The organism is Rhodococcus sp. SG20037, assembly GCF_031763325.1.
GTDB lineage: Bacteria > Actinomycetota > Actinomycetes > Mycobacteriales > Mycobacteriaceae > Rhodococcus_F > Rhodococcus_F qingshengii.
Map to the genome: position 1 here is coordinate 966,229 of NZ_CP134497.1, position 20,508 is coordinate 986,736.

The 20,508-nt window shown below is 61.2% G+C and carries 20 protein-coding genes; 4 read left to right on the top strand and 16 right to left on the bottom strand.

The features are described from left to right. The 9 genes from RHP72_RS04520 to RHP72_RS04560 are packed head-to-tail and all read right to left on the bottom strand — an operon-like array spanning window position 1 to window position 8,893. Window positions 1-558, bottom strand: a complete 558-nt coding sequence (locus RHP72_RS04520; protein WP_047269603.1) for a hypothetical protein — start codon at window positions 556-558, stop codon at window positions 1-3. Beyond that, entirely contained in the window at window positions 545-1,765 is a 1,221-nt protein-coding gene (locus tag RHP72_RS04525; protein ID WP_311094391.1) for an MlaD family protein, read from the bottom strand. The genes RHP72_RS04520 and RHP72_RS04525 overlap by 14 nt, the downstream gene beginning before the upstream one ends. Further along, a complete protein-coding gene (locus RHP72_RS04530; protein WP_054827260.1) occupies window positions 1,762-2,826 on the bottom strand; it encodes an MCE family protein in 1,065 nt (354 codons plus the stop codon). The genes RHP72_RS04525 and RHP72_RS04530 overlap by 4 nt, the downstream gene beginning before the upstream one ends. Then, window positions 2,823-3,920, bottom strand: coding sequence for an MCE family protein (locus RHP72_RS04535; protein ID WP_311094393.1), 1,098 nt, complete (start codon window positions 3,918-3,920; stop codon window positions 2,823-2,825). Before RHP72_RS04535 ends, RHP72_RS04530 begins: the two co-directional genes overlap by 4 nt. Then, window positions 3,917-4,972: an MCE family protein gene (locus tag RHP72_RS04540; protein ID WP_007734231.1), complete on the bottom strand. Its 1,056-nt coding sequence runs from the start codon at window positions 4,970-4,972 to the stop codon at window positions 3,917-3,919. Before RHP72_RS04540 ends, RHP72_RS04535 begins: the two co-directional genes overlap by 4 nt. Further along, window positions 4,972-6,003, bottom strand: coding sequence for an MCE family protein (locus RHP72_RS04545; RefSeq protein ID WP_042449469.1), 1,032 nt, complete (start codon window positions 6,001-6,003; stop codon window positions 4,972-4,974). The genes RHP72_RS04540 and RHP72_RS04545 overlap by 1 nt, the downstream gene beginning before the upstream one ends. Next, window positions 6,000-7,223, bottom strand: a complete 1,224-nt coding sequence (locus RHP72_RS04550; protein WP_007734237.1) for an MCE family protein — start codon at window positions 7,221-7,223, stop codon at window positions 6,000-6,002. The genes RHP72_RS04545 and RHP72_RS04550 overlap by 4 nt, the downstream gene beginning before the upstream one ends. A 3-nt stretch (window positions 7,224-7,226) precedes the next feature. Next, entirely contained in the window at window positions 7,227-8,084 is an 858-nt protein-coding gene (locus tag RHP72_RS04555; protein ID WP_003945491.1) for an ABC transporter permease, read from the bottom strand. Continuing rightward, the gene (locus RHP72_RS04560; protein ID WP_311094395.1) at window positions 8,084-8,893 is read right to left on the bottom strand and encodes an ABC transporter permease; all 810 of its coding nucleotides are present in this window, start codon (window positions 8,891-8,893) and stop codon (window positions 8,084-8,086) included. The genes RHP72_RS04555 and RHP72_RS04560 overlap by 1 nt, the downstream gene beginning before the upstream one ends. Before the next feature lie 541 nt (window positions 8,894-9,434). Here RHP72_RS04560 and RHP72_RS04565 point away from each other — a divergent pair. Together RHP72_RS04565 and RHP72_RS04570 are read left to right on the top strand one after the other, a co-directional pair. Next, window positions 9,435-10,694 carry a TetR/AcrR family transcriptional regulator gene (locus tag RHP72_RS04565; protein WP_007734242.1) on the top strand — a complete coding sequence of 420 codons (1,260 nt, stop codon included), beginning with the start codon at window positions 9,435-9,437 and terminating at the stop codon, window positions 10,692-10,694. A 34-nt stretch (window positions 10,695-10,728) separates the two neighbouring features. Next, the gene (locus tag RHP72_RS04570; protein WP_007734244.1) at window positions 10,729-11,934 is read left to right on the top strand and encodes a winged helix-turn-helix domain-containing protein; all 1,206 of its coding nucleotides are present in this window, start codon (window positions 10,729-10,731) and stop codon (window positions 11,932-11,934) included. Window positions 11,935-12,179: 245 nt separating this feature from the next. Here the strand turns inward: RHP72_RS04570 and RHP72_RS04575 are convergent, their stop codons facing one another. Together RHP72_RS04575 and RHP72_RS04580 are read right to left on the bottom strand one after the other, a co-directional pair. Then, complete coding sequence (locus tag RHP72_RS04575; protein WP_007734246.1) at window positions 12,180-13,334, bottom strand: Rieske 2Fe-2S domain-containing protein; 1,155 nt, start codon at window positions 13,332-13,334, stop codon at window positions 12,180-12,182. Between the two features lie 83 nt (window positions 13,335-13,417). Further along, complete coding sequence (locus RHP72_RS04580; RefSeq protein ID WP_007734247.1) at window positions 13,418-14,182, bottom strand: SDR family NAD(P)-dependent oxidoreductase; 765 nt, start codon at window positions 14,180-14,182, stop codon at window positions 13,418-13,420. 250 nt (window positions 14,183-14,432) lie between these two features. On the opposite strand from RHP72_RS04580, the gene RHP72_RS04585 reads away from it, so the two are divergent. Beyond that, a complete protein-coding gene (locus tag RHP72_RS04585) occupies window positions 14,433-15,152 on the top strand; it encodes an IclR family transcriptional regulator (RefSeq protein ID WP_007734248.1) in 720 nt (239 codons plus the stop codon). Between the two features lie 78 nt (window positions 15,153-15,230). Here the strand turns inward: RHP72_RS04585 and RHP72_RS04590 are convergent, their stop codons facing one another. Genes RHP72_RS04590 through echA20 form a run of 4 tightly spaced genes read right to left on the bottom strand, consistent with a single transcriptional unit; the run spans window position 15,231 to window position 18,733 of the window. Beyond that, on the bottom strand, window positions 15,231-16,292 hold the full coding sequence (locus tag RHP72_RS04590; protein ID WP_007734249.1) for a nitronate monooxygenase family protein: 1,062 nt from the start codon (window positions 16,290-16,292) through the stop codon (window positions 15,231-15,233). Next, the gene (locus tag RHP72_RS04595; RefSeq protein WP_042920450.1) at window positions 16,289-17,044 is read right to left on the bottom strand and encodes a CoA-transferase subunit beta; all 756 of its coding nucleotides are present in this window, start codon (window positions 17,042-17,044) and stop codon (window positions 16,289-16,291) included. The genes RHP72_RS04590 and RHP72_RS04595 overlap by 4 nt, the downstream gene beginning before the upstream one ends. Then, the gene (gene ipdA / locus RHP72_RS04600; protein WP_042449482.1) at window positions 17,041-17,949 is read right to left on the bottom strand and encodes a cholesterol ring-cleaving hydrolase subunit IpdA; all 909 of its coding nucleotides are present in this window, start codon (window positions 17,947-17,949) and stop codon (window positions 17,041-17,043) included. The genes RHP72_RS04595 and ipdA overlap by 4 nt, the downstream gene beginning before the upstream one ends. A gap of 7 nt (window positions 17,950-17,956) precedes the next feature. After that, entirely contained in the window at window positions 17,957-18,733 is a 777-nt protein-coding gene (gene echA20 / locus RHP72_RS04605; protein WP_003945611.1) for a (7aS)-7a-methyl-1,5-dioxo-2,3,5,6,7,7a-hexahydro-1H-indene-carboxyl-CoA hydrolase, read from the bottom strand. A 102-nt stretch (window positions 18,734-18,835) separates the two neighbouring features. Between echA20 and RHP72_RS04610 the strand changes: the two genes are divergently transcribed. Beyond that, on the top strand, window positions 18,836-19,750 hold the full coding sequence (locus tag RHP72_RS04610) for an SDR family oxidoreductase (RefSeq protein ID WP_003945561.1): 915 nt from the start codon (window positions 18,836-18,838) through the stop codon (window positions 19,748-19,750). Window positions 19,751-19,817: 67 nt separating this feature from the next. Here RHP72_RS04610 and RHP72_RS04615 read toward each other — a convergent pair whose 3' ends face one another. Next, the gene (locus tag RHP72_RS04615; protein ID WP_003945460.1) at window positions 19,818-20,489 is read right to left on the bottom strand and encodes a GNAT family N-acetyltransferase; all 672 of its coding nucleotides are present in this window, start codon (window positions 20,487-20,489) and stop codon (window positions 19,818-19,820) included. Window positions 20,490-20,508 lie beyond the last annotated feature (19 nt).

Genomic DNA, 20,508 nt, shown 5'->3' on the forward strand with positions numbered 1-20,508 from the left:
TTACTTGGTCTCGACGTTGCTCACGAGCCACCGGTCGCCCGAGCGGACCAGGGACACGACCATGCGGTACTTCTGTGTGTTTCCCTCTGGCGCTGCGACATTCTTGGCTTGTTGGTCGACGAACACGAGCACCTTGGCCGACGAATCGTCCAGTGATCCGATGCCGACGTCTGTCGCCGTCGCGCTCGCCTGGCCTTGGCCCCCGGCAACGACTTCCCTCAGGGAATCCACCATCGTTCGGTAGGTGCCGGCAAACTCGTCGGTCGACATCGAGGCGATGGTGTCCTTGTTGACATCGAGGTTCTGATAATCGAAGGAGGACATGATGGTTGAGTAATCCCGTGCGGTGTCCAAAGCCTCCTGCCGCAGCGTGTCTTCCTGATTCGCCGAGTACATCTGGAATCCGAGCACCGCCAATGCTGCGACCAGCGCTACCGCCATTAGTGAGATCAGTGCGTTGCGTGGCTCCTTCAGGCGGTGAAGTAGCGACGGAGAAGTCGGATGTTCGGCCACCTCGGCTTCTGTCTCGTCGAGTAGTGCGTTGTCACCGTGTGCCATTTCCCAGTCCTTCCAACATCAATCTCCAGTAGTTCAGGGCGTCGACTCCGGTCGGGACGAGAATCGGATCTGCGACGACGGGCGGTCCGATCGGAGTGCCCGGGACGGTCGAGTTCTGCAAACCGAGGTCGTTCGGACGCGGAGCATTCTGTGCTCCGCGTTGGACGAGGTCGTCGGCGGGGGGACAGTACATCGCCAGACTCGGACTGGTGGGAGACAGATCGCCGACCTCACGCCGAGGGGTGTCGTAGTTGCAGACCGGCCCCTGGGTCGCAACCAAGGCAAAGTCGGCGCGATCGCCTTTGACGATGGATGCCAGTTTGGCGAGACCTTCAGGAATCGTGACAAGTCCGGTTTCCAGGGCCTCTGTGCGGTCGGAGATGATCGGTGCGACAGTGACGAGATTGGCCAGGACCGCTCCGAAAGTGTTGTGGTACTTGTCGAACAACTGTTGAGCGCTGTTCAGGGCGGCGGGCGAATGATCGGTGAGGTAGATCAGCACCGGCGCATTGGATTCGAGTTGTTCGGTGAAGTTCTTGGCAGCTGCCATTCCCCGGACGAACGAATCCGATTGTGTCGCCATGGAGTCCACCAACGTGGAGGTTCGCGACAGCAGCGCAGCGAGTTCGGCCGACTGGTCGTTCAACTGCGCCGACATGGTCCCACCGTTGTCGATCATCGTCGCCAAGCTCGGGCCGAGCCCGTTGAACGAATTCCCCAGCTCGGTCCCGATGTCGCTGATCGCTTGTGGATCAATCCCTTCCAAGACACCGGACGCCTGAAGCATCAACTGGCTCATCTGGACCGGTTGCTGATCCGCGGGCATGGCGATCTCGTCGCCGTCCCTAAGATACGGGCCGTGGTCTGTGTTGGGGTAGATGTCGACATTCTGAATTCCGGCTGCGGTCCCCATCGTCACCTTGGCGACGCTGTCGGTAGGTATCTCGGTGTTGTCGTTGAGTGAGAGTTCCACCCGAGCCGTGCGGGTGCCTGCGTCGAGTTCGACTTCACTCACTTTCCCCACCTGTACGCCGCGATACGTGACGACCGTGCCCTTGGTCAGTCCGAAGGCGTCGGACATGTTGGCGTGCAGCAGGATTTGACCCCCGAAACCCTGAGGGCCGACCACGTAGACGATCCCGAAAGGGATGACCACAGCAGGGATCAGAGCGAACAGGACAAGTTGAACAAGCGCAAGGCGACTCAACGCAGACCTCCCTGAAGTAGATCGGTGAGAGTTCCCGCTGGTGCGATCGATTGACCGGCCATACCGCCGCTCCAGAGCTTGTCGATCGTTCCCGGAATATCCAGGGCGCCGTCGAAAACGAGGTAGTCGCCCTGCACTGCACCGGTGAAGTTTTCGAGCAACCCGTTCATGTTCGTCAGCGTCTGGCCGATCTCCGAGTTGAACGAATCCAGAGTCCCGACAACGGTCGACGCATCGTGCAGCATCGCGTCGAGGCCGTTGGGAGACGAGTCGAGAATGGTGTTTGCGTTGGTGGCGAGCTGAACGGTCGAGTTCAACAGGCTCGCAATCTGATCCTTCTGTCCCACGAGAATCGACACCACCTGTGGAACGGAATCGAGGTAGTTGTCGACAACTACGCGTTGGCCGGCCAGTTGGGAGGAGACCCGGGCAGCGAGGTCGACGGCCTCGTCGAACTCGCTGCGGTGACTGCTTGCCTCTGCCATGAGCGAGGTGAGGGTCTCGGTCAGAGAACGAACTTCACCGGAGCGCCCGGAAAACGCGGTGTTCAGCTCGCGCACCACGGTATCGAGTTGGTCGATGCCGCTTCCGGTCAGAACCGTGCCGAGGGTGGCAAGCGCACTTTCGACCTGCGGACCGATCTCGGTGCGAGACTCCGGAATTGTGTCTCCGTCGCTGAGCGTGGAGCCGGACGGAACTTCCGGCACCAAGAGTCTGATGAACGGATTGCCAAGTGCGGACGGGAGTTCGACGGAAGCTTCGACGTTGTCGGGCAATGGCGTCGCGGCGTCCAGACTCAGAGTCACATCGGCTCCGACGACATCGGCTGACAGCGCGGATACTCGACCGATGACTTTCTGGCCGCTGCGGACGTCTGCTCCCAACACCAGGCCGTCGGCGCCGGCCAGCTGCAGCGCCACGTTGTACGCGTCACCGTCGGCCGAACGACCCAGGGGTAGGTCTTGAATGCCTGCGCTACAGCCGCCGAAGGCGAGCACGGCCGCAGAACCCACACCGATGATCACGATACCGGCGATTATTCGAACCGATTGCCGCGTCAATTGCCACCTCCGGGGACGGCTCCGCCGGAAATCGCGGAGGCGATGCCGAGCGGATCAGAAGTGCTGAGGGGGAAGGAAATCGGATTCGTGAACCCGGCTCCGGTGCAGATCGGCAACTTGTAGGTGTCGCACAGCGGTTTCGCCACCGCGAACTGAGTCAATGCAGTCGAGACGTTGAGCCGAATGCGCCCGCGCTGATCAGGACCGATTGTCTGGGAGAGGTTCTGCATCATCAACGGCACCAGGTCCATGAACTCGGCGAGGCCGGGTTCTTTGGCAGCCAGAGTGTCACCGAGAACTCGCACGTTGTCGGCTATGGCACCGACATCATCGCCGTGAGTTGTCATGAAACTGTTCAACTGGTCGAAGACCACCTGCAGATCCTGCAGAGGCTGTGAGATGTCCATGTTCTGGCTCGCCCATTGATCACCCAGGACGCCGAGGTCGCCGACAAGTTCGTCGAGGCTGACCTGCCGTGCGTCCAGAGCATTCATCAAAGTGTTGAGATTGTCGACAAGGGCACCGATGTCTTCCGACCGAGCGCCGACAACTCCGGTTGCTGTGCTGAGGTTGCGAATTGCGGTGTTGAATTGATCGCCCTGGCCCTGCCACCCGGCGGCGCCGCGGCTCACGAGATCGCCGAGATTGCCCCCATCCCCGGCAAATGCGTCGGCCAAAGTGCTGACGCTTCCCAACAAGCCGTCGAAATCTATGGGGGAGTGGGCACGTTCGATCGGAATCTGGTCGCCGTCTTTCAGTGTCTCTCCGCCGGTGTACGCCGGGCCGAGTTCGATGTGTCGATCGCTGATCACCGATGGATTGAGGACATAGGCCGAGGCGTCGGCGGGCAGGTCCACGGAGTCGGGCATCGACATCGCTACTCGAACAGAAGTTCCGCGAGGTTCCACCGACGTGACCGTCCCGACGCCGACTCCGAGGACGGTGACCTTGCTTCCCTCGTAGATTCCGCCGACGTAGCTGAAATCGGCGTAGACGGTCTTGGACTGATCTGTTCGTCCGAATATGTACCAACCGGGCAGGGCGATCGCCAAGGTCACTACCAGCATGGCCGTGACGGCTTTTCGTGTATTCACTTGCAGCCCTCCATGATGCCGAGCGCGCAGAGCAGATTGTCCGGGATCACGGCCGCCGGTGCGTTGACGTCGGTCCAATTGCCGGTGCCGGTTGAATCGGTGACCGAACGCAGCGCGGAAGGAAGACGAGTCAACAGCAGGTCGATCTGATCTGCGTTGTTCTTCAGCGTGGTGGTGACCGCGACGAGGTTGTCGGTCATGGCTCCGAACTCGTCCTGACGATCGACGAAAGTGGTGGAGAGCTTCGAGATGATGATTGTCAGGTTGTCGACCAGCTGAGTCAGTGCGTCCTTGCGCATCGCAAGAGTTCGAACGATCGTCTGAGCATTGGCCGCAGTACCGACGATCGAATCGGTTTGTGCCGCAGCCATGTCCGACAGCTCACGAGACATGATGAGAATCTGGTCGATCTGTTCACTGTTCTGCGCGAAAGCCGCCGAGGCGCCGCTGATTCCGGCCAGAGCCCGGCCCACCTGATCGGAATCAGTGGGAATCACCTGCGAAAGGGTGTTCATCATGGACTCCATCGCCTGTAGGTCGACGCCTGTTGCCGCAGTGGTGGCATCACTGCTGACGTCGTCGAGGCTGTACGGCACGGTTGTGCGGGAGAGCGGGATGACCCGCGCCTCGGAGTCGTCGACCACTCCGGCCGGCACGATCTCCAGGTAGCGCTTGCCGAGGACCGTCTTGAGCCTGACCGTCGCCGTGCTCTGGTTTCCCAAAGGCTGGTCCTTGTCCAAGCGGAAGTTGACGACGACGTGGTCGCCGGCAAGGTCGATCGAATCCACTCGGCCCGCGGGAACCCCGGCCACGTAAACCGGATCGGTGTCGGAAAGCCCGCTGGCATTGGCTAACTCGGCTGTGTATGCCGACGTGCGTACGTTGTACCAGAGCTTCGGAATGCCCAAGGCGGCGCCGAGTCCCACCACCAGAACGAAGATTCCGAGACTGCCCAGGGCGAGAGCGGTGCCGCTACCGCTGCGACGGCGATCCCCTTTGAACAGGAAGAGCATGATGCCGACGAACACGTCGATCAGCTTGACCAGGAACATCATGAGCACACCGGCGAGTGTGTCGGACCGAAGATGTTGGCTTCCATGTCGCCTGCCTTCAGAGTGAAATTGCACAGATACAGGCTGATGAAACTTCCGTAACTTCCGATCCGGTTGGCGGCGTCGGCGAACTGGGGAAGGTTGACGAGAAGTCTGTTGAACTCGTCGGTGCTCGCAATCCAACTCCCGGTGACACTTTCGAGTTGTTGCACGGTCTGACCGAATGCACCGTTCGACCCGGCCATGATCTGAGCCAACGACGAGACAGTGCGGTTTCCCTGATCCAAGAGCGAGACCAGTTGATCGTTCTGCCCGACGACGGAAGTACTCAGATCGTTCAAACCGTCCAACAGGCCGACCAATTCGGGTTGACGCTCGTCGACGGAGGTGAGAAGAGTGTTCATGTTCGTGAGTAGTTGCGCGAAGACGTCCTGACGGTCGACCAGGCCGGAACTCATGGTCGCGATCTGGTCGAGCAGGGTGGTCATTGCCTGGCCCTGGCCGTTGAAGGTTTCGACAAAACTTCGCGTGAGCGTGTTGACCTGCTCGGGCTGCAGCGCGGCGAACAACGGTTTGAACCCGTTCATCAGGGCCGTCAAGTTGATCGGCGGTGTTGTCTGCGCCAGCGGTATCGTGTCACCTGGTTCGAGCTGTCGTGCGGATACCGTTGTTGCGCTGTCGTCCTGCGTCAGTGCCAGATATCGAGCACCGAGCATGTCGCCGTAGCGCACGGCGGCACGGACATCCGACTCGAGGGAATATCGCGACTCGATTTCGACGTCGACGATCGCCTTGCTCGTCCCGCCTCCGTTGTCGGCGAACGCAACCGAGTCCACGCGGCCGATACGCACACCCGACATGGTGACCGGGTTGCCCGGGTTGAGTCCTTCGACGTCGGTGAACTCGAACGAGTACGAATCGGTGCTTCCGCGAACCGGGACCGACAACGTGTTCGCCACGAACGACGCGCAGGCGACGCCGGTGAGACAGAAGAGTGACAACCGAATTACCTGGCCAGGACGGACCTTCACGGGACGGTCACCTCGTTACCTCTGACCATCGGCCCCAACATCAGTGTTGTTGCCGGGTTGGGGGTATCCGAGGGTTCCGGCGATCCGCCCAGTAGTTGATCTTCGAGGTACCGCAGGGGGGCCGCTTCGGCTACGCCGCCCACGACCGGGGCACTGACGGGTTGTTCAGGCGTCAGGTTGGAGCCCGAACACTGTGCTCCGCGCGAGTCACCGTACTGCGGGCAATCATCACCCGTGTATGGGAGCGGTTCGGCGAACGTGGCAACTGCTGTGATGTCGAACTTTCCGGTGGCGAAGACCCGAGCGCCCGCGGCGCCGAACGTACTGGCATTCGCGAGGGTGGAACGCAGTCCTCCGGGATTGGCCGCGGTGGTTGCGAGTATCTTTCCGGCGGAATCGATCACAGTGATGATGTTTCGGTTGTTCGCCCCGACAAAATCGTCGACGGTAGCGGCGAAGACTGCGGCCGCGCCGATCGAGGACTCGAGATTCGCTCTGTTGGCGACCATGTCGTTCGAGACAGTTGTGGCGGCTGCCAAGGTATCGAGAATGTCGGGGGTCGCACGGTCCAACGCGTCGACGACCGACTTGAATTCGGGTGTCGATTCGAGGAATTGGTGTGCGGCGGGTGTCAGTACGCCGGACGCGGCACTGAGATTGTCTATCGTGGTACCGATCTCGGCTCCGTTTCCGTCGAGCGCCTGGCCCAGCGCAGTCAGGGCTGTCTGCAACTTCTCGGGCTGCATCGCAGTGAGGACGCCCACCAACTTGGTGTACACGTCGTAGAGCGCAACGGCTTCGGGACCGTCGTCCATGTGGATCTCGTCTCCGTCCGCCAGAGTCGTCTGGCCCTGCTCATTCGGACTGTCCACGAGCTGCATGTAGATGTCGCCGAAGAACGTGCGTGGAACAACGCGAGCCACCACGTCAGCGGGAATCTTCGACGCGTCATCGGTCTGAATCTGCAACTGCACAACGGATTCGGCGGTTCCTGATTCGATTTCGCCGATTCGGCCGACGTTGACGCCGTGGTACCGAACCGGAGCTTCACCGCTGATGAGACCGGCTGTGGCTGGAACAGCGACGAAGATGTCGGTGCTCTGCTCGAGATTTCCCGAACCGCGTAGAACCATTGTCACGGCGGCGGCGACGGCTACGACTATGGCGATCGCGCCGCGAAGGGCGTACACGATCTTCGTGCGTGTAGTGAGTCTGTCCACGGCTCAGACCCCCATTCCCGGGATCTGGGGCACGAGGCCCCACAGCGCGAAAGTCATCAGTACGTCGAGGATTCCGATCGCGAGGATCGCAGTTCGGAGCGCGCGCCCGGCCGCTTGCCCGACGCCGGCCGGACCACCGGAGGCATAGTAGCCGTACGCGCAGTGAACCAGCGCGACAACAGCGGCGAACACCACGGCCTTGAGACCCGAGTACAGGAGATCCTGCGGAGAGATCGCCAGATGGAAGAAGTAGTCGTAAGTACCGGCCGATGCGCCGTTGAAGAACACGACGACCAGTCGGGTCGAGAGGTAACTGGCCAGGAGTCCGATCATGTAGATCGGGATGACACAGATCATGGCAGCGATCACCCGGGTACCCGCGAGGAAGGGGATCGATCGGATCGCCATCGAGTCCAGCGCGTCGATTTCGTCGGAGATACGCATGGCCCCGATCTGGGCGGTGAAACCCGTTCCGACCTTGGCGGCCAACGCGATCGCGACGACAACAGGGGCCAGTTCACGGGTGTTGGCAACCGCGGACAGCATGCCGGAGAGCGAGGTCATCCCGACAAGCTCGAGGCCCCGGTGGGTCTCGACGCCCAACATCATCGCCGCGGCCAGCGACATCGCGAAGACGATCCCGATGGTGCCGCCGCCGGACAACAAGGAATTCGTGCCGAAGCTGACCTCGCTGATCTGACCGAGTACATGCTTGCGGTACTTGGTGAGCGCAAAGGGGATCGATGCGATAGTGCGGACGTAGAAAGTGACGTGCTGACCGAGGGAGACGAGGCCGTCGCCCGCGGTTCGCAGGGGTCTGCTCGCTTGACGTGCTCGAACACGGAGATCGACGAGCGACATCAGAATTCACCGACTGCCGGGACGATTACGGTGTAGAGCGCGGACAACACTGTGTTCACGATGAAGACGAGCGCGAACGCGATGACCACGGCTTCGTTGACTGCGTCGGCAACGCCGCGTGGGCCACCTTTTGCATGTAGACCTTTGAAGGTGGCGACCAAAGTCGAAGCGATGCCGAAGACCGCAGCCTTCACCAAAGCCATGACGAAGTCGGAAGATCGCCCGTACTGACTGAACGTTGCCATGAACGTTCCGGCCGGAAGATGCTGGACGTAGATGTGGTACAGGTAGCACGCGATCACACCGCCGAAGGTGACCATCGAACATAGTGCAAGGGAGACGATCACTGCCGCAACCAATCTCGGTGCGACGAGGCGCTCGATCACGTCGATGCCCATCACTTCCATCGCGTCGATCTCTTCCCGGATCTTTCGTGAACCCAAATCCGTGCAGATCGCCGATCCTGCGACACCGGCCATCATCAACGCGCACACCAGCGCCGCGGCCTGACCGACGATGATGAAAGCTACGACAGCTCCGGAATATCCACCGGCTCCGATCCGGCCGGCCAGTTCACCGACCGAGACGGCGATGAATACACCGATCGGAATCATGAGAAGCAGCGACGGGCCGGTGCTGACGCCACCGATGAACAGGGTCTGAGTAACCGTCTCGTGCAATGAGAGTCGTCTGCGCAGGATTGCCGTGAACAGGCCGAAGAGTGCCTGAACCGAGAATCCGATCAGATAGCCCCCCTGTAACGCTACGTCTCGCACCGGGCCCTTCGCGGCTGGCAGCTCGTACGTCATCTAATTGAATTCCTTTGCAGATCAACAGTGTTCGGCACGGAGTTCGAACTGTTCGAGCGCTGGCGGTCGAGCGAACTGCCTGTGAAGCATCTCACACATATATGTGTCCAAGCAAGCATTATGTGAACCGAAATTCTCGTCGAACTGTCAGCCCTGTTGACCGAGTTTCCTTCATTGACGTGGAGATATCGGAACTGTTCATATCGACATCCTGTGTATGTTTACGAATATTCCGAATCTGTCAGTCGGATTGCTTCGTGGATGCGGGCTGGATGCTTCGAGCGGTGACCCTACCCACTGCTGGTGGCCACAGACAACGTTTTGTTAACGAAGATTCTCGGTGGAAGCAACGGGGGAGGTGGCGAAGGGCGAGTGGTGTGTTCTGATCAAAGGCAGCGTTACCTGCATGTATGAAACTCTAGACGCGCGATGTGCTGAAATCGGTGTACGAGATTTCAGAATCATGCTTATGCTGATTCTCGTCTGATGAGCAGGCGGATCGAAGTGCTTTGTGCGTGAGGGCTGGAGAGTGGGGTACACGGTGAGCCTGAACGATCAGTTCGTCGACGCGCAGACGTCGAATGGGATTGTTCGGCAGCCGAGGTCCGACTCCGTCAAGAGGCGACCGAAGGACCGCAAGGCGCAGATCGCGGCTGCAGCGGCAATCGCGTTCAGTGAGCGCGGATATCCTGCTGTCAGTGTCGACGACATCGCGTCGGCGGTCGGTATTTCGGGTTCGGCGCTCTATCGGCACTTTCCGAACAAGTACGCGATGTTCCGCCACGCGGCACTGGAGTTGACCGGAGCGCTCGCCAGTGCCCTCGATGCCGTTTCGGTTGCGCCTGCGGCAACCGATGCGCAGCGGTTGCGCGAAGATCTGATTGCAGTGATACGAACGACGATCCGCAATCGGCGTACGGCCGGAATCTATCGTTGGGAGAGCCGGTTTCTCGACACCGATGATCGGAAATCCGTTCGAGCGCAAGCCAGTACGGTCAATCGCCGAGTAGCCCGGTATCTTTCGCGCTCCGAACCCGCGATGACGGCGAGGGACGAGACCCTTGTCGTGGCAGCGATGTTCAGCGTCATCGGCAGTATCACCGTCCATAACCTGTTGCTGCCCCAGCGAGCGATGGAGAAGGTTCTGCTCGACGCGTGTCTGGCGATAGATCAAGGTGAGGGTGCAATCACCGCTAGCCGCTTGGAGCAGTCCTCGTTACCTCGAACCGTGACCACGAACAAACGTGAACGTCTCTTGCAGGAAGCCGTGCGCCTTTTCGACTCTCGCGGGTATCACGACGTCAGCATCGAAGAGATCGCCGCGGCCGCCGGCTTGAACGCGTCCGGTATGTACCGCTACTTTCCCAGCAAGGCAGAGCTTCTCGGCGCCGTGTTCTATCGAGCTGCAGATCGCTTGGACTTGGCGACGGCAGCGGTCTTCGACTCCGCGACTTCGCACGAACAAGTGCTCCGGTCACTGTCGGCGATGTACGTGGAGTTGTCGTTTGCACAGCACGAATTGATGTCGGTCTACTTCTCCGAGATGAACAACCTTCTGCCGAGTCATCGAAGCGATCTGAAGAATCGCCAGAAGCTTTACGTGGTCGAATGGGCGCGAGTGCTCGGCGAGATTCGTCCTGAGCTGTCGGCAGTAGAGGCGAAGTTCGTAGTTCACGCTGCGCTCAACCTGGTCCCGGATGTCGGCCGCATGATGAAGTTCGACGCTGCCGCAGAGAACGCGGCCATGTTGCAGGTGTTCATGTCGGCAGTACTGTTCGGCCGTCGGGCTTCGGCCGCCTGAAGCGTGTCGGTGGGTGTGCGTAGTCTGGCCCACTATGAGCGAAGTCGTGTCACTGGCAGCTGCCCGTCGCATAGCGCTTGCCGCTCAGGGATTCGGCAAATCGCATCCCACGACGGTGACGCGTCGCAATCTGGTCGGCGTGATGGACCGGCTGCAGGTGCTGCAGATCGACTCGGTCAATGTCTTCGAACGCAGTCACTACCTACCCGTTTATGCGCGATTGGGCGCATACGACAAATCCAGACTCGATCAGCTTGCCTTCACCCCCGGTTCGGGATACCTCGAATACTGGGGTCACGAAGCAACGTTCTTGCCGGTGGACATGTGGCCGTTGTTCCGCTGGCGGATGGACCAGTTTCGCGCCAAAGCGTTGAGTGACAAGGACGGGTGGGCTTCCGATCGGCGCGTCTTCCTCGATTGGTTGCGGCAGGAGTTGCGCGACAACGGTCCGATGGCGGCGAGCGAGATCGAACACGAGGCGAACACGCGGCGCGGTCCGTGGTGGGGGTGGTCCGACGTGAAGGTCGGGCTCGAGACGCTGTTCCGTTGGGGCGAGGTGGTCTCGGCGGGGCGCGCCGGTTTCGAGCGTCGTTACGGCCTGGCCGAGCAGATGCTTGCACCCGAGATACTCGACGCACACGTCGAGCGGTCGGAGGCGATACGCGAACTGGTGCTGCGGGGTGTGAAGGCACACGGTCTCGGCACCCTCGACGACATCGCCGACTACTTTCGTCTGCCCAGCGCAGAAGCACGAACGGCCTTGCAGGAACTCGAAGACGCCGGCAGCGTGCGCCGGGTGTCCGTCGACGGCTGGGAGCGTCGAGGCAAGGCAAGGGAGGTGTGGATCGATCCGCGAGCGAAGCGTCCCAGGTCCATCCGTGCGGATGCGCTGTTGTCACCCTTCGACCCGGTAGTGTGGGCACGCGATCGAGCGTTGCGGCTCTTCGACTTTCACTACCGGATCGAGATCTACACTCCGGCGCACAAGCGAGTTCACGGATACTACGTGCTCCCGGTGTTGATCGACGACAAGATCTGCGCCCGAGTCGATCTGAAGAACGACCGTCAGAACCGTCGACTGCTTGTCCGCGCGGCGTGGGCCGAACCCACCGCGGACGCCGACACTGCGCCGCGGTTGGCGGAACTCCTTCGGAGAACTGCGCGTTGGCAGGGCTGCGACACCGTCGAGGTGGAGAACAAAGGTACGTTGTCTCAGCAGTTGGCCGCCGCTATGACGTGAGCCTTCAGGTCGCGAGGACGATTGTCATTCGGGAACTGTTATGCGTCCGTCGGTAGCTGCCTGATTGATGGAATTTCTCAATGCGGAACAACTTCCGGATCGAATTCTCGGCGGTTCAGCATCGTCGCGGTACTCCAAACATGCCGTGCGCGAATCTGATCGCCACTGGGTCGACGTGTGATGCCAGCTGTTCTTCTCCACCAGGACGTATGTTCCGCACCGCTCGCAGTCCAGCGGTTCCATGGTCATTGCCCTACTCCTGCGGCGGCCCTGCGTGCGATGTTGTCAGCGACTTCCTGCTTCCACACTTCGATGGGTTTGCTTGTGTCCATCTCGAATTCGAAACGGTCGACCATGTCCGGGGTGATGTCGGCGACGTCCACGTAGAACTGTTCGTACCAACGGCGTAGTTGGTAGACCGGGCCGTCCTCGGTGCAGAGCAGTGGATTGTCGATACGGGTCTTGTTCTTCCAGATCTCGATGTCCTGTTCGAATCCGACGCCGATGTACCCGATCATCGCGTCGACAAGTTGATCGGCGAACTCGGCGGGCATCTCTGCGGACTTCTGGACGGTAATGCCGTACATGAGTACGAATTTGTTCGGGCTCACCGGGTAGTGGCAGTTGATCAGCACCGAATCGGTCGTGAAGTTCTCGTAGACGTAGCGCAAGTCGTCGATCATGAACGACGGTCCGTGGTAGGCCGCTGTCGAAAGATTCGACACCAACTTCGGTACGTCGGGGTCGGTCCAGGTCACGATGTCGTCGCGGTTGATGCCGCTCTGCTCCTGGATGGCGACGTGTCCTTCGAAGACGTTCTTGAAATAGGTGGGGAACGAGAAGTGCACGTAGAAGAAGTGCGCCATGTCAACGACGTTGTCGACGATTTCTCGGCAGTTCGTATCGATGACTATCGACTTCCAGACCCAATCGGTCCACTCGTGCTCCGCAGACTTGATGATCGGTATAGCGACTTCGGCAAGAGGCGGATTGCCTTCGGGGTCGTGCCAGACGAAGAGCAGCCCGTCTTGTTCGAGCGCAGTCCAAGCGCGGGTCTTGGCAAGCGGGGGGACACGTCGAGCATAGGGAATCGCGGTGCACTTACCGTTGCCTCCCCACCTCCAGTCGTGGAAGGGGCACGCGATCGAATCGCCCTTGACCGTGCCCTGACTCAGGTCGCCGCCCATGTGACGGCAGTACGCGTCGAGGATCTTCAGTTCGCCATGCGAGTCGGAGAAGACGACCAGTTTGGTACCGAAAGCTTCGACGGAATGCGGGTTCCCGTCGCTGTAGTCCTTGGCGAGGCCGAGGCAGTGCCATCCGCGGGCAAATCGAGTGGGAGGTTCTCCCTGGTCGATGATGCGAACCTCTTCCGATTCATTGACATCCGCAATTGTCATGTTCTTCCTTTCGTGAGTGCACCCGGTGGGCTGGACCGAGCGACGTTGTACGACAGTCGAAGGGGTGTGAATCTCTGGGCAAGTCACATACGTTGCGACGAGATGTTGCCGCCGTCGACAACCAATTCCGTTGCGGTGATGTAACTTGCTTCGTCGGACAGCAGGAAGCGGACAGCGTGTGCGATTTCCTCCGGGCGACCGAGCCTGCCGAGGAGGATGCGTCGTTCGAATGCCCCGTCACCCAATGCGTCTACGGTCGGCTGAAGCAGAGGGGTCAGAATCTGTCCGGGAGAGACGCAGTTGATCCGAATGCCGTCCGGGCCCAGTCGGTCCGCCAGCGATCGGACCATCGACAACATCCCACCCTTTGCAGCGGAGTAGACAGGGTTGATTGCATTGCCCAAAGTTGCGTTGATCGAAGCGATTCCGACTATTGCCGAACCGGGATTGGCCGTGAAATCAGGCATCAACTGTTGAACCAACAGGATGAGCGGACGTAGATGGGTGTTGATACCCGTCTCCCACACGTCGAGCGTCACTCCTTCGAGGGATCCGATATCGACGACCCCGGCGGAGTGAACAAGTCCGCCGATGGAGGGAAGTGAGGAACGGGTTGTGGCCAATGCGGCCGCGTAGTCGTCCGCTCTCGTGAGATCGATTCCCACTCCGATGGCGTCGATGCCGAATTCGGAGGAGATCACTGCTGCCTGATCGACCGCTTTTGCCTCGTCGATATCCCAGAGAGCGACTGGTCGTCGGATCGCCGCGAGCGCGCGGGCGGAGGCCAATCCGATTCCGGATGCGCCGCCGGTGATGATCACGCCTGTCGACGGGGATGAAGCATTCATGTGTCCTCCTGATTTTGAAGCGTTCTGCTCGGCGCCGCATGATCTGATGGGCTCCGGTCATCACTGTGACGAGGGATGGATTCGGGCTCAACGAACATGACCGATCATCGGTATAGGTGCTGGTGAGAGCCCATGCAGATGCATCTCCCGCTGCGTGGGAAACGTACTGGCGTCGTGTGTCCACGGAAGCTCAGATGGGCGGAACGAATGTTGGCTGCCGAAGCGGCGGGCCACCGGAACGGAGACATCGATGTTGGTCGGACCGATCACCGAAGAGTCCATCCCCATGTCAACTCTCGACAGACTGTCGGTGGTGGTGGACTGCTTTCGTGACGCGCCTCGGCTGACATTGGGGGAGGTGGCGCGCCGAACCGGGATTCCGCGATCGTCCGTGCACCGGATGCTACTGAAACTCGTGAGGATGAACTGGCTACGCCGCGAAGGACTCGAGTACGAGATAGGCGACAAGCTAGGAGATCTGGGCGCGCTCTCGCTGTATCGAAACAAAGTGGATCGAGTGGTTACGCCCCTACTTCAGCAATTACATTTCGTGACTGGACACGCCGTGCACCTCGGGGTGTTGGAAGGAAACCATGTGCGCTACATCCAGAAGATCGGGAGCCTGATGGTCCCCGACCTTCAGACTCGCGTCGGCTCACGTATCCCAGCGCAAGCGTCGACCATCGGGAAGTCACTGTTGAGCGCCGGCAACAGATCGGTGGCATCGTCGCACAACGCCAATGGCGTTCGCCAACACTCAGTTGCGTTCGGAATCTGCAATTCCGGGATGGGCTGTATCGGTGCGCGAATCGGGGTGCTCGACCACATGCCAGTAGGTCTCTCGATTTGTGGGCCCTTGATTCGCGGCACGATAGACAAGCGGAACGCCGCTCCCGTACAGATGGCGGCAGCAGCGATCTCGCAGTATTTCGGAATGATCGACGGGTTCGAGCAGGAGAAGACGGGATAGTCCGACAAACGCAAAGAGTGCGCCTCCCCCCACTACGCGTAAAGCGCAGTGGGGGAGACGCACTCGGATAGAGCTGTGTCAGCGAAGAGCCGCAAGCGCGTCGATACGCCCCGCGGCACCTTCCATGATGCTTTCGATCAGTTCCTTGCAGCTGGGCAGATCGTTGATCATGCCGACAACCTGACCCGAAGCAAGAACACCGGCTTCCGTGTTGCCCTCGACCAGTCCGGCCTTGAGCAACATCGGGGTGTTGGCTGCCATGATGATCTGCATCAGCGTGCGGTCACCCGACCGCTTCATCGCGAGACCGTCCTTGGCGAGGGTCGACCACTTCATGCCCGTCATGGCCTTGAACTTTGTGGCATTCTTGGCCGCGGCGATCAAACCGGTTGCATAGCTGGAACCTTCGAGGCTGTTGACCAGGTCGGTGTTGAGCACACGATGAGGCATGCCATCGACCTTGCGGGAGACAGTCGTATCCGTCAGTCCGCGCTTGAGATACTCCTGTTTGACGGAATCGGGCACCGAAGAGTCGCTGGTGAGAAGGAATCGCGTTCCCATCGCGACACCGGCAGCGCCGTACGCCAGTGCGGCAGCCAGCCCGCGGCCGTCGAAGAATCCGCCACCGGCGATGACCGGAATATCGACCGCGTCGAGAACCGAGGGGAGAAGCAATGTCGTGGCCACACCGCCGGTATGGCCACCACCTTCGCCGCCTTGGACGATGACGGCGTCCGCGCCCCAGGATGCAACCTTGACCGCGTGCTTCGCGGCACCGATCGAGGGCACGACGACGATGCCGTGGTCCTTGAGCTTGGCGATCAGTTCCTTCTTGGGAGCCAACGCAAACGACGCGACCTTGACGCCTTCACGGATCAGCAGATCCGCGCGTTGCGGGGCGTCAGTGGCGTCGGCACGCATGTTGACGCCGAACGGCTTGTCCGTGAGCTGCTTCGTCTTCTTGATCGCGTGCTCGAGCTCGTCGTACGTCATCGTGGCCGAAGCCAGGATGCCGAGACCACCGGCGTTAGCCGTTGCCGACGTGAGAGCGGGACCGGAAACCCAGCCCATACCCGTCTGCACGATCGGGTACTCGACACCGACCAGTTCGGTCAGCGCGGTCTTCAGGGTGGGGGTCATGCCGAGACCTCACGGTCCCGGAGGTTGCGCGGATCGAGGGTTTCGCGGATGAGGTGAAGTTCTTCGACGGTGGGGTCACGGGTGATACCGGCCTCGGCGAGTCCGGCAACCTCGAACGAGGTGTTCTCGGCTACCTCTTCGGCGGTGACGCCGGGGTGAAGGCTCAACGCGCGGAAGGTGTTTCCTGGTCCGCCGAAGTCGAAGACACCGAGGTTGGTGACAACGCGGGGGATGTTCAGGTACTTGTAAGCCGGATTCTCGGGATCGATCTGGTCGTAGCCGACACCGCACACCACGTCGACCTTGTCGACGAACACTCGCTTGGAGTGCTTGGGGACGAAGTAGCTCGTCGCGTGGTTGATGGTGTTACCCGGGGCGCCGCGCACACCGAACATCTGACGCGTCGGCTGCTGAAGCGGGCCGAAGGCGGAGAGGTTCTGGTTGCCGTGGCGATCGAGCTGATTGGCGCCCATGACTACGTGACGGCGGCCGGAAGCGACGACGTCGAACACCTTGCGGAAAGGCATCCATCCTTCGACGGGGCCCTTTGTTCCGACGGCCGGAGTGTCCTCGAGAATGAGGGCTTCACCATCGGTGATCAGCAGGTCGGGTTCGGTGGTGAGTCGAGCCAGGCGAGCGCCGATGGTGGACGACGTCGACATCGGGCTGGCCATGATTTCGCCTGCACCGGAGAAGATTTCAGCGCAAGCGAGAACAACGTACTCTGCGCGGGTGACGGTGGATTCGCTCATTTTGCCTGCTCCCCTGCCTTTGATGAATCGGCAAACTTCTTTACTGCGGCTTGGTAGTCCTCTTCGCTGCCGGAGAGGAAGGTGTCGACGAACGCCTGCCACGACTCGGGGGTCTTGGCGGACTCGGCGTAGTGACGCTGGAACTTCTCGTCGCGGCCGTAGCTTTCGCCGGCCAACGTGAAGTGCGCACCATTGGGTGCCTCGACGACGGCGTCAACCATCATGCGGTTGAGCAGAAGGTTCTGCAGTGGAACGGATTTGACCAGTTCCTCGGTCTCGACAATGCGTTCGACGGAGACGTATCGCTTTTCGGCGGCCATGCAGTACAGGTCGTCGAAGTACGGGTCGACGCCGTTGTACGCGGCATTGCCGTGCTTGTCACCGAGATTGAGATGAACGAACGACGCATCGAGGTTGAGCGCAGGCATCGCGATCAAGGTCTCGGAGCGGCCGTCGGCCTCGGGGTACGGGGAGGTGACGGTCTTGAGTTCGTCGCCCCAGAAGTTGCGGACATCCGAACCCAGGCCGGCGCGGATCGGGAGGAAGGGAAGGCGAGCGGCAGCTGCTTCGAGGCCACACTTGACCATGCCCTCGTCCATCTCGCGGACTTCGATCTCACCGGCGGTGCGTGCCTTGGCAAACCACGGGTCGTAGAACGGCGCGGAGTCGAGGGACACGAAACCGTAGTATGCCTTCTTGACCTTGCCGGCCGAGCACAGCAGTCCGAGATCCGGTCCGCCGTAGGTGACCACGGTCAGGTCTTTGACGTCCGAACGCAGAATCGCACGCACGAAGGCCATCGGCTTGCGGCGAGATCCCCAGCCGCCCAAGCCGATCGTCATTCCGCTGCGGAGTTCGCCGACTACCTCGTCGAGCGACTTCGTCTTGTCACGCTTGCTAGCCATGTTTGTCTCAGCCTTCCTTCTGGGTTGCGTTCTCGCGCGGCTTGCCGGTGGCGACGAACTCGTCGCGGTGTTCGTCGGACACGCCGAGGAGGTTGAGTTCGAAGGTGTAGCCCTGCTCGAGGCGGTAGCTGCCCTTGACGTCCACCGGGTCGATGCCGTTGATGGCTTCCTTGGCGCACCGGATGATGCGGGTGTCCTTGGCGGCGATCTTCGCGGCGATCTCGCGAGCGCACTCGTCGAGCTTCTCGCGCGGGACCACGTCGTAGACGCTGCCGAACTGCTTGAGTGTGTGTGCGTCGACGCTCTGTGCGGTGTAGTAGAGCGTGCGCATCATGTGCTGTGGCACCAGCCTCGAGAGGTGTGTGGCAGCGCCGAGTGCGCCGCGGTCGACCTCGGGGAGGGAGAAGATCGCGTCGTCGGAAGCGACGATCACGTCCGCGTTGCCGACGAGTCCGATGCCGCCGCCGACACAGAATCCGTTGACGGCCACGACGACGGGTACAGCACAGTCGTAGACGGCCGCGAAGGCCGCGGCGCAACCGCGGTTGGCGGCGACCAGCGCGTCGAATCCCTCGGTGGCCTGCATCTCCTTGATGTCGACGCCGGCGTTGAATCCGCGTCCCTCGGCTCGCAGGATCACCACGTGAGTGTTGAGATCCTTGCCCGCGTCGAGGATGGCGTCGGCAAGCTCGAACCATCCCTTGGACGGGATTGCATTGACCGGCGCGTAGTCGATGGTGACCGTGGTGATGCCGGTTCCGTCGGAGGAGGTGCTGATGCCCATATCGGGATTCCTTACGTCTGTGTACCAAACCAAGCGATTGCTTGGTAAGTTAGCACACAAGCGGAGCCGACAAGCCCGAGCAGAGTGCATTAGGAGACAAATATGAGTGGATTGGTCGACGGACGCGTAGTCATCATCACCGGGGCTGGCCGCGGTATCGGACGTGCGCATGCATTGGCATTTGCTGCCGAGGGCGCCAAGGTTGTCGTCAACGACATCGGTGCGGGTGCCGACGGTTCCGCGACCGGTGAGAGTCCGGCCGAGCAGGTTGTCGCGGAGATCATCGCCGCCGGTGGCCAAGCAGTGGTCAACGGAGACGACGTCGCCGACTGGGCGGGCGCCGAGAATCTGATCAAGACCGCGATCGACACCTTCGGTGGCCTGGACGTACTCGTGAACAACGCAGGCTTCCTGCGGGACCGCATGCTGGTCGGTATGAGCGAGGGCGAGTGGGACGCGGTGATCCGCGTGCACCTCAAGGGGCACTTCGCGCCGCTCCGTCACGCAGCTGCCTACTGGCGCGCCGAGGCCAAGGCAGGCAAGACCGTCGACGCACGCATCATCAACACCAGTTCGGGTGCAGGACTGCAGGGTTCGATCGGCCAGGGCAACTACGCCGCGGCCAAGGCCGGCATCGCCGAGATGACCATCCAGGCCGCCGCCGAGCTCAAGAATTACGGAGTCAGTGTCAACGCGATCGCGCCTGCTGCGCGCACACGCATGACTGTCGGCGCGGGCGGGGCGATGGCAGAAGCGATGGCAGCTCCGGAAGAGGGCTTCGACGCCATGGCTCCCGAGAACATCTCGCCGCTGGTCGTCTGGCTCGGTAGCGCCGAGTCCAAGGACGTCACGGGCCGGGTGTTCGAGGTAGAGGGCGGAAAGATCACCGTCGCGGAGGGCTGGCGTCACGGCCCGAGCGAGGACAAGGGAGATCGCTGGGACCCGAAGGAGATCGGGCCCGTCGTGGCAACGCTGTTGGAGAAGGCGGAGATTCCGACGCCGGTGTACGGGGCGTAGGGCCTCCGGCCCTGTGAGTGGTTAAGGAGTGCAGGAACTCCTCAACCACTCACAGGCGGCGTGCCGCCTACGCGGGCGCCCGAACCACCAAGACGGTGCCGGGGAACTCAGCTGCGAGTTCGCGCCGCGAATGCTTCACGCAGGCGGTGCCGTAGCCCTTCTTGCGAGATTCCGGCGCGATCCAGATCGCCACGTTCACCTCTTGGCCGTCGAGTTCGCCGAATACCAGGCCGACGCTCTTCGGGCCGTCACCGGAGACGTCCTCGGCGACGAACCAGGCAGCGCTCTCGTCGTCGATCCGACCGAGACCGCCGACGCGCTCGGCTTCGATCCGATCCTCGCTCCACGGCTTGCCGTCTTCGCCGAGCTGCTCGGCCGAGCGAATCGTGAACAGTGCCTTGTCTTCTGCGCTGTCGCTGAACGGACGCAGGGTGAAGTTCTGCCCGCTGCTCGCGGGACGATCGAGCGTCGTCCATTCGAGAGTGGCGTCGAGATTCTCCAGCTCGCCCTGGATGCGATCGCGCGCTGCCTTGGTCAGTGCGCTGAACTTGAGGCTCAGAACTGCTTCGGCATTTGCTTCCGACGTGCCGAGGAGTTCCGCGACGGTGGTCAGTGCCTCCTGGTGGTCCTTGCTGTCGACCACTGCGTCCAGCACCTCGTGGCGACGCTCCAGCGCACGCACGAGGGCTGAGGTGATCTCGCGTCGGTCCAGGATTTGATCTTGAATATGCGTCGTCATATATGCGACTCCTTGCTGT